11 protein-coding genes are annotated in these 13,931 nt (G+C 36.9%); 1 reads left to right on the top strand and 10 read right to left on the bottom strand.

The features are described 5' to 3' along the window. Window positions 1-48: 48 nt before the first annotated feature. The 5 genes from RV15_RS01505 to RV15_RS01485 all read right to left on the bottom strand — a co-directional run bounded on the left by RV15_RS01505 (window position 49) and on the right by RV15_RS01485 (window position 5,273). Window positions 49-951 carry a diacylglycerol/lipid kinase family protein gene (locus tag RV15_RS01505; protein ID WP_071876298.1) on the bottom strand — a complete coding sequence of 301 codons (903 nt, stop codon included), beginning with the start codon at window positions 949-951 and terminating at the stop codon, window positions 49-51. Window positions 952-1,251: 300 nt separating this feature from the next. After that, window positions 1,252-2,481, bottom strand: a complete 1,230-nt coding sequence (gene pepT / locus RV15_RS01500) for a peptidase T (RefSeq protein WP_071876297.1) — start codon at window positions 2,479-2,481, stop codon at window positions 1,252-1,254. 22 nt (window positions 2,482-2,503) lie between these two features. After that, window positions 2,504-3,622 (bottom strand): Nif3-like dinuclear metal center hexameric protein, encoded by a 1,119-nt coding sequence (locus RV15_RS01495; RefSeq protein ID WP_071876296.1) that lies wholly within the window; start codon window positions 3,620-3,622, stop codon window positions 2,504-2,506. Further along, window positions 3,612-4,322, bottom strand: coding sequence for a tRNA (adenine(22)-N(1))-methyltransferase (locus RV15_RS01490; protein ID WP_071876295.1), 711 nt, complete (start codon window positions 4,320-4,322; stop codon window positions 3,612-3,614). Before RV15_RS01490 ends, RV15_RS01495 begins: the two co-directional genes overlap by 11 nt. Window positions 4,323-4,526: 204 nt before the next feature. Then, complete coding sequence (locus tag RV15_RS01485; protein WP_071876294.1) at window positions 4,527-5,273, bottom strand: nitroreductase family protein; 747 nt, start codon at window positions 5,271-5,273, stop codon at window positions 4,527-4,529. Between the two features lie 104 nt (window positions 5,274-5,377). On the opposite strand from RV15_RS01485, the gene RV15_RS01480 reads away from it, so the two are divergent. After that, the gene (locus tag RV15_RS01480) at window positions 5,378-5,710 is read left to right on the top strand and encodes a winged helix-turn-helix transcriptional regulator (RefSeq protein ID WP_071876293.1); all 333 of its coding nucleotides are present in this window, start codon (window positions 5,378-5,380) and stop codon (window positions 5,708-5,710) included. A 105-nt stretch (window positions 5,711-5,815) separates the two neighbouring features. Here RV15_RS01480 and RV15_RS01475 read toward each other — a convergent pair whose 3' ends face one another. The 5 genes from RV15_RS01475 to glgB form a co-directional block, all read right to left on the bottom strand. Further along, window positions 5,816-7,720 (bottom strand): endonuclease MutS2, encoded by a 1,905-nt coding sequence (locus tag RV15_RS01475; protein WP_071876292.1) that lies wholly within the window; start codon window positions 7,718-7,720, stop codon window positions 5,816-5,818. Window positions 7,721-8,080: 360 nt separating this feature from the next. Continuing rightward, a complete protein-coding gene (gene glgA, locus RV15_RS01470; RefSeq protein WP_071876291.1) occupies window positions 8,081-9,526 on the bottom strand; it encodes a glycogen synthase GlgA in 1,446 nt (481 codons plus the stop codon). Next, window positions 9,526-10,677: a glucose-1-phosphate adenylyltransferase subunit GlgD gene (glgD, locus tag RV15_RS01465; protein WP_071876290.1), complete on the bottom strand. Its 1,152-nt coding sequence runs from the start codon at window positions 10,675-10,677 to the stop codon at window positions 9,526-9,528. Before glgD ends, glgA begins: the two co-directional genes overlap by 1 nt. Next, window positions 10,667-11,809, bottom strand: coding sequence for a glucose-1-phosphate adenylyltransferase (locus RV15_RS01460; protein ID WP_071876289.1), 1,143 nt, complete (start codon window positions 11,807-11,809; stop codon window positions 10,667-10,669). Before RV15_RS01460 ends, glgD begins: the two co-directional genes overlap by 11 nt. Window positions 11,810-11,881: 72 nt before the next feature. Beyond that, entirely contained in the window at window positions 11,882-13,807 is a 1,926-nt protein-coding gene (gene glgB, locus RV15_RS01455) for a 1,4-alpha-glucan branching protein GlgB (RefSeq protein WP_071876288.1), read from the bottom strand. Between the last annotated feature and the right edge of the window lie 124 nt (window positions 13,808-13,931).

Genomic DNA, 13,931 nt, shown 5'->3' with positions numbered 1-13,931 from the left:
CGCCATGTAAAGTTAATTCAACAATTACATAAGAACTTTATTCTATTACTATGTCTTTGGTACAAAAACAGTTAAGCCATGTTTCACGACTTTCATTTGAATCGGCAGTTCTTCACTTGGATCGCCATCAACACGTGTCCCAACTTTCTTTTCACTCGTACTTTTGATGTTTATTTCAGCCGCCGTTATATATTTAATATCAGGAAGCTCATAGATTTTGCCTAGAATAATCTTTGGTAGATAAAAAGCTAATTTAAAAATATTTAATTTCGGCAGAATAGTTAAATGAAACAAGCCATCATCAGGTGATGCAGAATCATCAAAATTGGTATAGCCACCGACAGAATTCGTCATCGTCACAGTCACAAGCTGTGTTTTCCCTCGCCATTGCTCATTTTCTGTTGTAACTTCTAAGTGATACCGTTTTTTCTTCGCCAATAATTTAAAAAAGTTCTTCACAAATATCAGCTTACCATATTTTTGTTTCTCTTCTTGGCTGATACGAGCTGCTGTATCGGCCAAAATGCCAATAGTCATTGTACTGACGATTACTTTTTGATTAATCATTCCGTAATCGATTTTTCTAGTTGCTCCACCAAGAATAATATCAGCTGCTGCTTCGAATTTCAGGGGAATTCCTAAAACTCTAGCCATGTTATTGACCGTTCCACCAGGCAAGAGGCCCACTTTCAGATGAGGCAACTCCTCTTTAAAATCTGCCACATTATGATTGATCGTACCATCTCCACCAATAAAGATCAGTGTATCGATATGTTCCGCTTGCGCTTTTTCAACCGTTTTTTTACTATCACAATCTGGACCCACTTGTTCTAATAAAAAATGCGTGTCCGTTTGTCCATGTTCCTTTGCATACGATACAAACTGTTCGGCTAATTCTCTGCCTTTGTCTTTACCGGATGTTTCATTAAAAAGAATCATTACATTTTCCACTTGAGTTCCTCCTAAAATTAAAAGCATCTCTAGCTAACGCATAGCACGACGACGTATTCAAATCCGAGCTAAAAATGATGGCAACATTTCACTTTGTTTTACCGTGTACCGAGCACCAATTTGTAGTGCGACAAGTCTTAGCTGAAAAAATAGCAACGCCTAACGTCATGGTGTTTCTCAGCATGTTTCGAAAATGAAGCAAACTCGCCCATCCTTGACAGAAAAACAGGAAGTAAGTCACTGCTTGTAACGTTACTCCCTATTCTCAAATGTCACTACTATTCTCAATAGTCACTCTCTTTACTGAGCGTTAGATTCCGCAATTTTCACAATAACATCCGTCGCTTTTTCCATTGCTTGTAATGAAACAAATTCAAAGCGTCCGTGCATGTTTTCGCCACCAGCAAAAATATTTGGCGTAGGAATTCCTAAATAAGAAATCTTTGAGCCATCTGTTCCACCGCGAACAGGTTCGATCAATGGTTTGATATCTAGCTCGATCATTGCATTTTTCGCTAGTTCGATTATACTCATATCTTTTTCGATGACTTCACCCATGTTATAATATTGATCAAAAAGATCTATCTGCACACGTTCTTGGTCAAATGGTTGATTGATGATTTCTTGAATCTTAAGAATCAACGCTTTGCGCGCTTCAAATTTTTCACGATCATGGTCACGGATAATATACGTCATTTTAGCTTCTTCCGGTGTTCCACTCATTTGCGCTAAATGGAAAAATCCTTCGTAACCATCCGTTTTTTCTGGGACTTCATTTTGAGGTAATTGATTATGGAAATCAATTGCTAATTGTAATGCATTGATCATTGTATTTTTAGCCGTTCCAGGATGAACATTTTTTCCTTGGATCGTCACTTCTGCTTGCGCTGCGTTGAATGTTTCATATTGTAATTCTCCGACTGGACCACCGTCCATCGTGTAAGCAAAATCTACATTGAAGTGTTCAACATCAAATTTATCTGCTCCAACGCCGATTTCTTCATCAGGACCAAATGCCACACGGATCGTGCCATGTTTGATTGATGGGTCTTTGATCATAATTTCCATTGCTGTCATGATTTCAGCAATCCCTGATTTGTCATCAGCACCTAATAGCGTTGTTCCGTCTGTTGTGATTAATGTTTGATTGGTATAATTTTTTAGATTAGGAAAATCGTTTGTATTTAAGGTGAATTTTCCTTCTTTATCTAATTGGATAGTTGACTCACCATCGTAGTTTTCAATGATTTGTGGATTCACATTGATTGCATTAAAATCGGCTGTATCCATATGGGCAATAAAACCGATGGAACGAACTTCTTTATCGACATTGCTTGGTAAAGTAGCAATCACAAAACCATTAGCTTCATTATAAATGACATCACTCATACCAATTTCTTCTAATTCTTTTTTTAGCGTTTGAGCAAACGCTACTTGAGTTTGCGTTGAAGGGGTTGTTTTACTGTTTGGGTTAGAGCGTGTTTCTGTCTTTACATAGCGTAAAAAACGCGGTAATAAATTTTCATACATCGTTTAATTCCCTCTTTCTTCTTTATCTAAATTGAAACGGATTTGTATTTACTTCAGATTCGATAAATTCGATATCCCAATTATAATCTTTTTTCCATTGATTGAATAGTTCTACCAACTTCGGTTTACATAATTGCTCAATATAATGTCCTGGATCGATTACTGATAAGCCTTCTGTTAGCATATCATGTCCTGTATGGTAATAAACATCCCCTGTAATATAAACATCTGCTTGTTTTTTAATTGCATCACGGAAAAACTTTTCACCGCTGCCGCCACAAATTGCAACGCGCTGAATCATTTTTGTTTCATCTTCTGCTACAATCCGCACACCATCTAAATCGAAGGTTTCTTTGACGACCGACACAAAATCTTTTAAAGAGACAGGTTTAGCTAAATGACCAACACGTCCCAAACCATATTCTTTGGTGATATTGTCGATCTGATAGACATCATAGGCTGGTTCTTCATAGGGATGAGCTGCTAGCATTGCTTGAATAACTGATGTTTCAATTATTTCTGGAAAAATTACTTCGATTTTTGCTTCCTGTACTACTTCTTCTTTACCGATCGTTCCAAGAGCTGGATTAGCACCTGTAACTGGGGTAAATCTGCCTGTTCCGATTAAGGAATAACTTGTATTGACATAATCGCCTTGAAGACCTGCTCCCGCTTGTCCGAGCACTTCACGCATCTTCGCAGCATCATCTACAGGCACAAAAACAGCTAATTTTTTGTAACCAATCGTATGGGTTTTGGTTAAATAAGTGGTATCTTGAATCCCCAATAGCTCACAAAACCAGTCATTTAAACCATTATCAATAATGTCCATATTTGTATGTGCCGCAAAAACTGCAATATCATGCTTCAGTAAGTCGGCATACATTTTCGTTTGTAGGTCATTTGTGTCTAAGCATTTCACTGGTCTAAAAATCGGAGGATGTTTGGCAATGATCAAGTCAACTTGCTTTTCGATTGCTTCAGCCACTACTTCTGGTCTCACATCTAGTGTAACTAAGACACGCTCCAATGGTTTGTTCACTGACCCAATCTGCAAACCGACAGGGTCACCGGCTTCTGCAAGCCATTGCGGACAATACGCTTCAAAACGGTCGATAAATAAAGTACCCTCAAGACTCATCTGGCAAAACCTCCTTGATTTCAGCAATTTCTTTTTCTATTTGTTGGATTCTAATTGTTTGATCCCCAGAAGCTTTAGTTAGTTGAGCTAAAATCGTTTCCCGTTGTTTCACTTCACTCTGCCATTTTTTATAAAAAATAGGCGATTGTTTTTTGAGTAAAACTGGCCCAAAAAGACGTTCTTTTGCTGAATAAGCAACTCTTGTCTCTCTTCTAGCAGCCACGATGATTTCATAAATTTTATTATTTTCTTCTAAAATATCTTCGTCAATAATTGTATAGCCATGGATTGTCAGCCAATCACGTAACGGCTTTTCTCCAATATTTGGTTGTAAAACTAAACGCTCATTGCCTTGCAAGCGCTGATTCGTCCAACCAGCCTCCAAAATATCACGAATCAACACACCACCCATGCCGCAAATCGTGATAGCGTTGATTTCGTCTGTTTTCTCTACAGCATCTAAACCATCTGCTAGGCGGACTGTGATTTGATCACTTAAACCATTTTTTCTCACTTGCTTTTTAGCAGCTTCAAAAGGTCCGGATACGACTTCTCCAGCTACCGCAAACTCAAGTTTCTTTTGTAAAACTAATGCTACAGGTAAATACGCATGGTCAGATCCGATATCTGCTAACCGGCTTTGTTCTGGGACTAATTCCCCCACGCGTGCTAAACGTTTTGATAATAAATTCTCATTCATTCGACATATTCCTCCGCGGTTATTATACCATTGAAAAAAGAGGTTGAAAACTTTGAAAGATATAATTTAGTTGCAACTCTATTTTAAACGAATTATATAGACTCATTCTAAAAAAGCGAAACAATCATCGGTCAAATGACTGACTAACGTTCCGCTTACTCATTGTACAATAAAACTTCTATTTGCTATTTTAGTTTTTAAACATTAAATCAATTTTTGCTTTTTTAAACTCTCAGCTGTTTTTGCAGGATAGTTTTGCTCTTTATAATAGTTGGTAAAACGACTTATCCATGGTTCAGAGGTATAGCCATTCTCTTTTGCATAGTCTTGGAGTTGTCGCTCATACGCTTTAATTTCCTCTTTTGTTGCTTTTTTATGTGCATTTTGGCCAGAGAAAACAGTCGCTTTTTCAGGTAAACGAGGTTTCGGCACAGCTGTTTGTAGTGGCTTTCCTATTGCCAAACCAACGAGTGGAAATCTGAATTCATTTATCTCCAAACAATCGATGATCTCTTTTGAGACTCTTCTAAGTCCACCGATCACACACGTTCCAAGCTCAAAACTTTCAGCTGCTACCAGGGCGTTTTCTAACGCTAACGAAGCGTCCGTTGTCCCGATAATGAGCGGCTCCAACTCATTTTCAAACGAAACTCCCTCATGCTCTAAATCATAACGACTAAAGTCAATACAAAATAATAAAAACAACGATGAACTTTCGATGATCTTCGCATTAGAACTATTTTCTTGGTCTTGATTCAACACCTCGATTAGTTTTCGTTTCTCATTCTCTTCTTGGAAAGTCAGTATGCTATACGCTTGACCATTCATCCAAGAAGGAGCCTGTTTGCTTGCTTTAATGATCTCATCTTGAACTTCTTTGGAAATGGTGTGATTTGGATCAAACTTTCTGACAGTCGCGTGATTTTGCAATACTTTTACAACCTGATTCATTTAAAATCATCCTTTCTTTGTTACATTTTCTATTGTAAAGCATTACTATAAAATATATAATACTGTTATATTTAAGACTACTGTCAAAAAGGATAGTGATTTCAATGAGAAAAACATATGAGCAAATGACAAAATGCAATTGTGCAACAGCAAATACGTTAGCCATCATTGGTGGAAAATGGAAAATATTAATTTTATATTATCTACTTGAATCCAATCGCCGCTTCAATGAATTGCAACGTCTATTAGATTCGATCACTCCACATACTCTTAGCAAGGAATTAAAAGAACTCCAAGAAGATGGATTGGTAAATAAGCAAGTATTACAAGCAATTCCTCCAAAAACAGATTATTCATTAACTAAAAAGGGGCAAGAGTTAGAAACAGTCTTATTAGAAATTCGAAAATTTGGTCAAAAATACCCTTTGACTAAGTAATGTTGTTCAGATGGCCTCATCTATTTATAGAAAAAGGCGCAAGATAATAATCAGTTTTCTGCTGACGATTGCCTTGCGCCCATCTTTAGATTTAATTGAAAAAAACTAGTCTTTTCTTTTTGCTTGTCTCAACTGCATTTCTTTTCTTAACTTCTTATAGGCTTTCTTGGAGCCACGTTCTAAGTCCCTGTTCTTTTTGCGCTCATGATAATTTTCAAATAAAGAATCTAAATCGTAATTTGGCGGATACAGCTCTTTTGCGCTACGGTCTAATTTTAATTGACGTTTGTGAACAGTAGCCTTTTTATCTTCCACGAAAATCACTACATCTTCTGTCATTTCTACCGGTTCAAATACTAAACCAATTTTCTTTTGCTCCGTCCACAAGACTCGATCCCCTTTTTCGTATGCTGGAAAAATTGCTTGTTCTTTTTGTTTTTTAACTTTTTGCAAAGACTCCGCTTTTTTCGTTGAATAGTTACGATCATGTAAATAGTTTTGAGCAAGTTCAACCACTTCTTTATCTAAGTTCATCTTGTTAGCGATCCAAAAAGCGTTACTTTCGCCGATTTCTCCTAAAATCAATTGATATTTAGGCAGTAAGTTTTCTGAATCAAACGCCATTGCAGCGGTTAAAAAATCTTCATGTTGTTCAGAAAAACGCTTGATTTCTCCGTAGTGGGTCGTTGTAATAAGAATACTGCCTTTTTTGTAGAAAGCTTCCATGATTGCGATTGCTAATGCTGCACCTTCGTTTGGTTCGGTTCCACTCCCGATTTCATCGAGCAAAATCAAGCTATTTTTTTTCGTTTTGGCAAGAATTTCAGAGATATTCTGCATGTGTCCTGAGAACGTACTTAACGCATTCTCGATGCTTTGCTGATCCCCGATGTCAACGAAGACCTGATCGAAAATAGCAATATTTGTTCCAGGATCTGCAATAATTTGGACCCCGATCATCGTCTGTAAAGCGATCAGTCCAACGGTTTTCAATACAACCGTTTTTCCTCCCGCATTCGGTCCAGTGATTGTCAGGCCTCGGTACTCTTTTCCTAGTGACAGATTCAAAGGAACAGCCGAGTCACCTAACAAAGTGTGTTTCACATTGACCAACTCAATGACTCCATCTTGATTGATTTCAGGTTCAATACCGTTGATTTCTCTACTATACTTTGCTTTCGCAAAGATCATATCATATTGTGCAACCACTTCTAAATTTGATTGAATGGCACTCATTTGTTCCGCAATCAAACCAGTCAGTGTCGATAAAATTTGATACACTTCTGTAGCTTCTTCCATTTTCAGCTGATATAATTTATCATTTAGCTTAGCTATTGTTGCTGGTTCAACAAAGACAGTCGTTCCTTTAGAAGACGCATCTACAACCGTTCCAGAAATTTGGTTTTTATACGTTGCTTTGATCGGCACCGTATAACGATCGTTTTTCTTGACGACGATTGCTTCTTGGATTTTCGGTTTATTTTGAGCATTTCTAAGAAATGAGCTTAATTTTAGCTCAATTTCTTTTTCACATTCTTGAATAGCCCGACGGATTTTACGAAGTTCACGACTGGCATCATTCTCCACTTGATTATTACGAATAACCTGATAAATTTCATCTTCAATCTCAGAAAAAAGCTGTAGCGATTCGCTATATCTAGCTAAAAGTGGTGCGATAAACTGATTTTTTTGCATGAATGATTGGATCAAACGACTACTCCTAAGAAAATCTGCGTAGCTGACTAGCTCATTTGGCTCTAAAATAAAGCCTTTTTCGACTTGGTTGGTTAGATGTTCAATGTTGTTTAAGCCCATAAATGGGACGTGTAGATTTGCTAGGAGCAAGGCCTTTGCTTCTGAGGTTTCTTGTAAACGTTTTTTGACAACAGCGATATGACTACTTGGCTGTAATCCTTTGATTCGCTCTTTTCCGTAGTAGCTGATTGCATAAGTCATTAGTTTTTCTTTGATTGTATTAAATTGCGTTTTATTATATGTTTCTTGATTCATTAGTATCTCCTTCTCTTTTAAGAGATACCTATCTTCTTTTGAATAGGTCAAAGAAATTCCCTGTAGCTGTTTATACGTTTTATTGATTAAGAAAATACATAAAAAAGGGATGAAGCGTCCCTTCATCCCTCATGAATCAATAAATAAAGATAGATATACTACAGTCTATCAGGTATTTTTATATGAGTTAAGATAGGTATCAACATAGGTATGCTAAAGAAGCCATCAAAAAATGGTTGTTTATTCTTCAGCTATTCATTTCCTCTAGTTAGATACTTACACTCACAAAAACACCTCTATGGCTTTCTTTGGCTATTCATTTCTCGCTAAAAGTATAACCTGATTCGCTTATAACGTCAACTATAATTTAAGTGGATTAACCATCTTTTGATATAAATCCAAGTATAATCGACTAGATTTTTCCCAGCTAAAATCCTTTGCCATTGCTGATTTCATCAATTGTTTCCAGTTTTTCTGATCATTCCAATACAAATCGATTGCCATATTTGTGCTATACATTAAGTAATAGGAACTAAAATCAGAGAAACCAAAGCCCGTTCCTGCTTTTGTGACTGGATTAAAGGGAATCACGCTATCTTTCAAACCGCCAATTTCATGAACGATCGGTAAAGTGCCATAACGCATGGCAATCATTTGGGACAAGCCGCAAGGTTCTGTTGCAGAGGGCATCATAAAGAGATCAGAACCAGCATAAATCAATTGTGCCAAATCAACATCAAACATGATCTTCGTCTTAAATTTAGTCGGATAATGATCAGAAAAATAGTCGAACGACTGTTCAATCCCAGGGTCACCGGTTCCAAGTAGTACCAGTTGCACATCTTTTTCCAAAAGTTTCGCTAAATCATCTAAAATCAAATGAAATCCTTTTTGAAACGTTAAACGACTGACGATACCGATCAACGGTACATCGTCTCGAACAGGCAACGCCATTTTCATTTGCAGTGCTTGTTTGTTTTTCTTTTTACCTGTAAGGTCGTGTATCGAAAAATTTGCAGGGATTGATTTATCTGTTTCTGGATTATTCATCTCATAGTCGATTCCATTTAAAATGCCGCTTAATTTTTCTTGTTCTAAGCGTAAAACGCCGTCTAGACCAAAACCAAATTCAGGTGTTTTGATTTCTTCTGCGTAAGATGGACTGACTGTATTCACTCGATCAGCGTATAAGATCCCAGTTTTTAAGTAATTAACGCCATCACCAAAACGGGCAGCACCATCATAATAACGATCAAGTCCCATACCAAAATAATCTGGCAATAAATCTTGGCTATAGGCCCCTTGAAATTCAATATTATGAATCGTTAACAAAGTCTTGATTGAACGATAGGCTTCGATCCATTGGTATTTTTCCTTTAATAAAAAAGGAATCATCGCTGTATGAAAATCATTGACATGGATAACATCAGGGAACAAGTCGATTTTCTCCAACATTTCAATGATTGCTAAAGAAAAGAAGGCAAAACGTTCACCGTCATCATCATAACCATATAGGTTTTCACGATCAAAATAATATGAATTATCAATAAAATAATACGTCACATCGTTCATCTCTAAACGCTTGATTCCACACAATTGATGCCGCCAACCAACCTCCACGTAAAAGTTGGTTAGGTCGTCACATTGTGTTTTAAATGTTTCCGGCATCTTGGTAAAATACGGCAAAACAACAGAAAGTTCCGCCCCTTTTTTAGCTAATTCTTTAGGTAGTGCACCTGCTACATCACCTAACCCTCCTGTTTTAAAAAAAGGGGCGCATTCTGCAGCTGCAAATAAGACCTTCATCACTCATTTCCCCCAATAACATCTTGTTCAACCACTTGATTCTTTTCAATCACGACAGGATTTTGTGCTGTACCAGAAATTTTGACACCAGCCCTGACCTTAACATTTTTATCTAATATGGCATATTCGACTATTGCATTTTCTTCTATTTGAGCATTTGACATCACGATCGTTTGTTTCACTTTGGCTCCTTTTTTAACAATTGATCTTCTTGAAATCAAACTGCTATCCAAGCTTCCTTCAATGATACAACCCGTTGCGCATTGGCTGTTTTTAACGCTGGAATGCTCTGAATAATAGGTTGGTACTTCGTTTTTGCGTTTTGTATAAACTTTTTGTTTTGTATACATTAATGAATTAAATTTTTGAGCATCGAGCATATCCATATTAGCCTGATAGTATGAAGGAACATCATCGATATTACTTAAATATCCTGTATATTCGTACGCTGTTGTCTGAGTATCCAGCATTTTTTCTCCTAGAAATTCAATAAGGCTTGTTGGACTGTTATTCGCTTGACCGATGATCAATTGTTCTATCAACCACTCCGTTTGAACAATAAAGATATCCATCGAAAGATTCAATTGTTTGTCTTTATCTAAAACCTGATCAAAGGCTTGAACACTTGTGGTATTTCCTCCTTTATTAACTTGAATGATGTGATTATTTGCGGATAGTTTTTCACGATCCATCCGTTTATATACAACAGTCATCTTGTTATTTTGTTTTTGATGTGTTTTCAAAACAGCTCGTAAATCAATTGCGCAAAGCATGCTACTTCCCAGCAAAACCGTATACTCAGCTTCTGATTTTTCAAGATAATCGATAATCGCAGAATAATAAGGCAGTCCTTGTGCCTTTTGCTTTAAAAAATCCTGATAGAAATAAACAAAATAACTATTTTTCAACGAATCTAAATTCCATTCTTTACCACCACCGATATGATCAAAAACAGAACGACTCCCCTTATCATTGAATATCATAAAAATCGAATTGATATTCGCATTAGCAATACTTGAAAGAGGGAAATCAATCAAACGATATTTACAATCAAAAGGTAAAGTATCTAACGGTCGCTCTTCAGTTAACGGTAATAATCCTTTAAACTCCGATACATTCCCTAGAATAGCACACATTTTTTTAGTCTTCATCGCTTTGCACCCCTATCACTTCAGAATACCCGATCACTTCAATGTCATTTTCTTTATACACCACGGCATTGTCGCCAATAATCGCATTCTCACCGATAATCGCGTTTTTGATTTTGACATTTTTCCCGATTGTAGCACCTGGCATAATCAAACTACTTTCGATCGTTGAACCAACCTTAACCTGAACATCCGTTGAAAGAATACTGTCTATGACCGTACCTGCTACATAACAGCCGTCAACGACTAATGAATTGCTAACAGAGGCGGTTTCTGTAATAAAATGAGGCGGAGAAATGGTGTTTTTTGAAAACATACGCCAACTTTTATCCCGCATCTGCAACTCGTTGTCCAAACTAATAAATTCCATGTTTGCTTCCCATAAAGATTCAATCGTTCCGACATCCTTCCAGTAGCCCTCAAAACGATAGGCATAAACATTTTCACCGGCATCTAAGTATGAAGGAATCACATGTTTCCCGAAATCAAGCATTTGACCATCTTTTGAATAGTTATTTAACAAGACATTTCGCAGGCGTCCCCAATTAAAAATATAAATCCCCATCGAAGCCAAATTACTCTTGGGTTCTGCTGGTTTTTCGTCAAACTCGATGATCCGATCATTCTCATCTGTATTCATGATACCAAAGCGTGATGCTTCTTTCAGCGGCACTTCAATAACAGCTACGGTCAATGACGCATTATTCGCAATATGTTCTTCCAGCATCGCTTCATAATTCATTTTATAAATATGATCGCCAGATAAAATCAATACATATTGCGGATCCGTTTGATCGATATAAGCAATATTTTGATAAATCGCGTGGGCAGTTCCTTCAAACCATTTTTCACCATCAGAACTAGAATAAGGTTGTAAAATCGTCACACCAGAATCAATTCCATCTAAGCCCCAACTTGCGCCATTGCCAATATGATTATTTAATTCAAGCGGCTGATATTGTGTGATGACTCCAACATTTTTGATGCCTGAATTGATGCAGTTACTTAATGTAAAATCAATAATTCGATATCTGCCGCCAAAAGGCACAGCTGGTTTAGCGATATTCTTCGTTAGCTTACCTAGACGTGTTCCTTGTCCTCCAGCTAAAATCATTGCCAACATTTCTGTTTTCATCTACTACGGGTGAACTTCCACCCTGCCCCCTTTCAAAAAATGTCTATTCTTTTTTTCAGTATTAGGATTTTACTATCTAATTTTTTCCGAAAATTGGTTTTTTATTCTTTTTATTCGCGTATTAATGACTTTTGGCTTTAAAATGATCGCCCCGAGAGCTGGGACAATGGTCTGAATTTGATAATCAAATTGTTTAAAAGGCTCTTTGCGTGTTTGACTTATTTGATTAGGTTCGATCCAGGTACCACCAAATTCTTTCATCTCAGTATTCAGTACTTCTTCATACGTTCCCTGGAATGGCACACCAACTGTAAAATTTTGCCTTTCTATTGGTGAAAAATTCAAGATAATGATCAAAAAATCTTTTTTTTCCTTCCCTTTCCGAATAAAACTTAATACGGTTTCTTCGTTATTATCGGCGTCGATCATTTCAATTGTTTCAGAACTATGATCTAATTCCCACAACGCTTTTTCCATCTTATAAAAGTGATTAAGCGTCTTTGTAAAATACTGCATGCTCCGATTCATCTCATCATCAAGATCGATCCATTCCAAGCTTTCATTTGACTTCCACTCTAAAAATTGACCCCATTCACTCCCCATGAACAGAAGCTTTTTACCAGGATGGGTCATCAAATAGACGTATAAATTCCGAAGCTGAGAAAATTGCTTATATCGATCGCCCCACATTTTATGCAGCAAACTTCTCTTTCCGTGAACCACTTCATCGTGAGATAGGGGCAAGATATAATTCTCATTCATCATATACATAAACGAAAAGGTCAATAGGTGAAAATTATATTTCCGAAACACAGCATCCATTGCATAAAAACGCAGCGTATCGTTCATCCAGCCTAAGTTCCATTTGTAATCAAAGCCTAAGGCACCACTTTCGACTGTTCCAGTTATTTTAGTTTCTGATGAACTTTCTTCGGCAATCATGATCACCTCTGGATGCGTTCGTTTGATCACAGCATTTAGTTTCTGTAAAAAGTAAAAACCAGCCCAATTACGATTGCCTCCTTCCTGATCAAAAAGTACAGGTCCCTCGTCATAATCAAGATAAATCATATTTGAAACAGCATCCACACGAATACCGTCGATATGAAAGGTTTCAATCCAATATAAAGCACTGGAAATCAAAAAGCTCTGAACTTGCGGTTTGCTTAAATCAAAATTAAGTGAGCCCCAACGAATATTCTTCGCCTGAATTGGATCAGTATATTCAAATTGTGGCGTTCCGTCATAATAAGCCAGCGCATCATCATTAATACAAAAATGTCCTGGCACCCAATCAACTATAACACCAATATCATTTAAATGGCATGTTTCCACAAACTCTTGAAACTCAGCAGCTGTTCCATAATACAAGCTTAGTGCAAAATAACCAATCAACTGATACCCCCAAGACTCGCCTAAAGGATGCTCCATCAAGGGCATAAACTCAATATGAGAAAATCCCATTTTTTTCACATATGGAATCAGTGTATCTTTTAATTTTTTAAATGTATAAGGTGTTCCATCCGCTTCACATTGCCAAGAACTTGCATGGACTTCATAAATAGTTAAAGGTCGCTTAAAATGATTAGAGCGCTTATTTTGATTTTGCCAATCATCATCACGCCATTTTTTTTCAGGTATCGTTTGAACCATAGCTGCAACATTAGGACGTTTCTCAAAACTCACCGCAAACGGATCGATTTTATACAACTCTCTACCCTCTATTTGCTTTACTAAATACTTATAAAAATCGCCCTCTTTTGCCCGTTGAGTGAAAATTTTCCAGACGCCAAATTGCTCTTCTTTTTCCATAGGTAAAGAACGATCCCAATTATTAAAATCACCAACTAGCCAAACTTCCTGCGCATTTGGCGCCCATACTCGAAACGTATAACCTTCTTGCTCTCCGTGAATGACCTGATGAGAACCAAAATAACGTTGACTATAGAAATTTTCTCCCGTTTGAAATAGTTCTATCTGGCTTTTCTCATTAGACATCGGTCTAGCCTCACTCTCTTAAAATAAACTATTTAGCCTTTTTTTACTTACGTACGAATGAGAAAGATAATATTTTTTTCACGATAAACAAAAAAGTTACAGAAAATTATTTTTTCTTTCTGAA

Source organism: Enterococcus silesiacus (assembly GCF_001886225.1).
GTDB classification, from domain to species: domain Bacteria; phylum Bacillota; class Bacilli; order Lactobacillales; family Enterococcaceae; genus Enterococcus_L; species Enterococcus_L silesiacus.
Note: the sequence above shows the minus strand (reverse complement) of the source record. Positions and strands in the feature narration are given on the sequence as shown.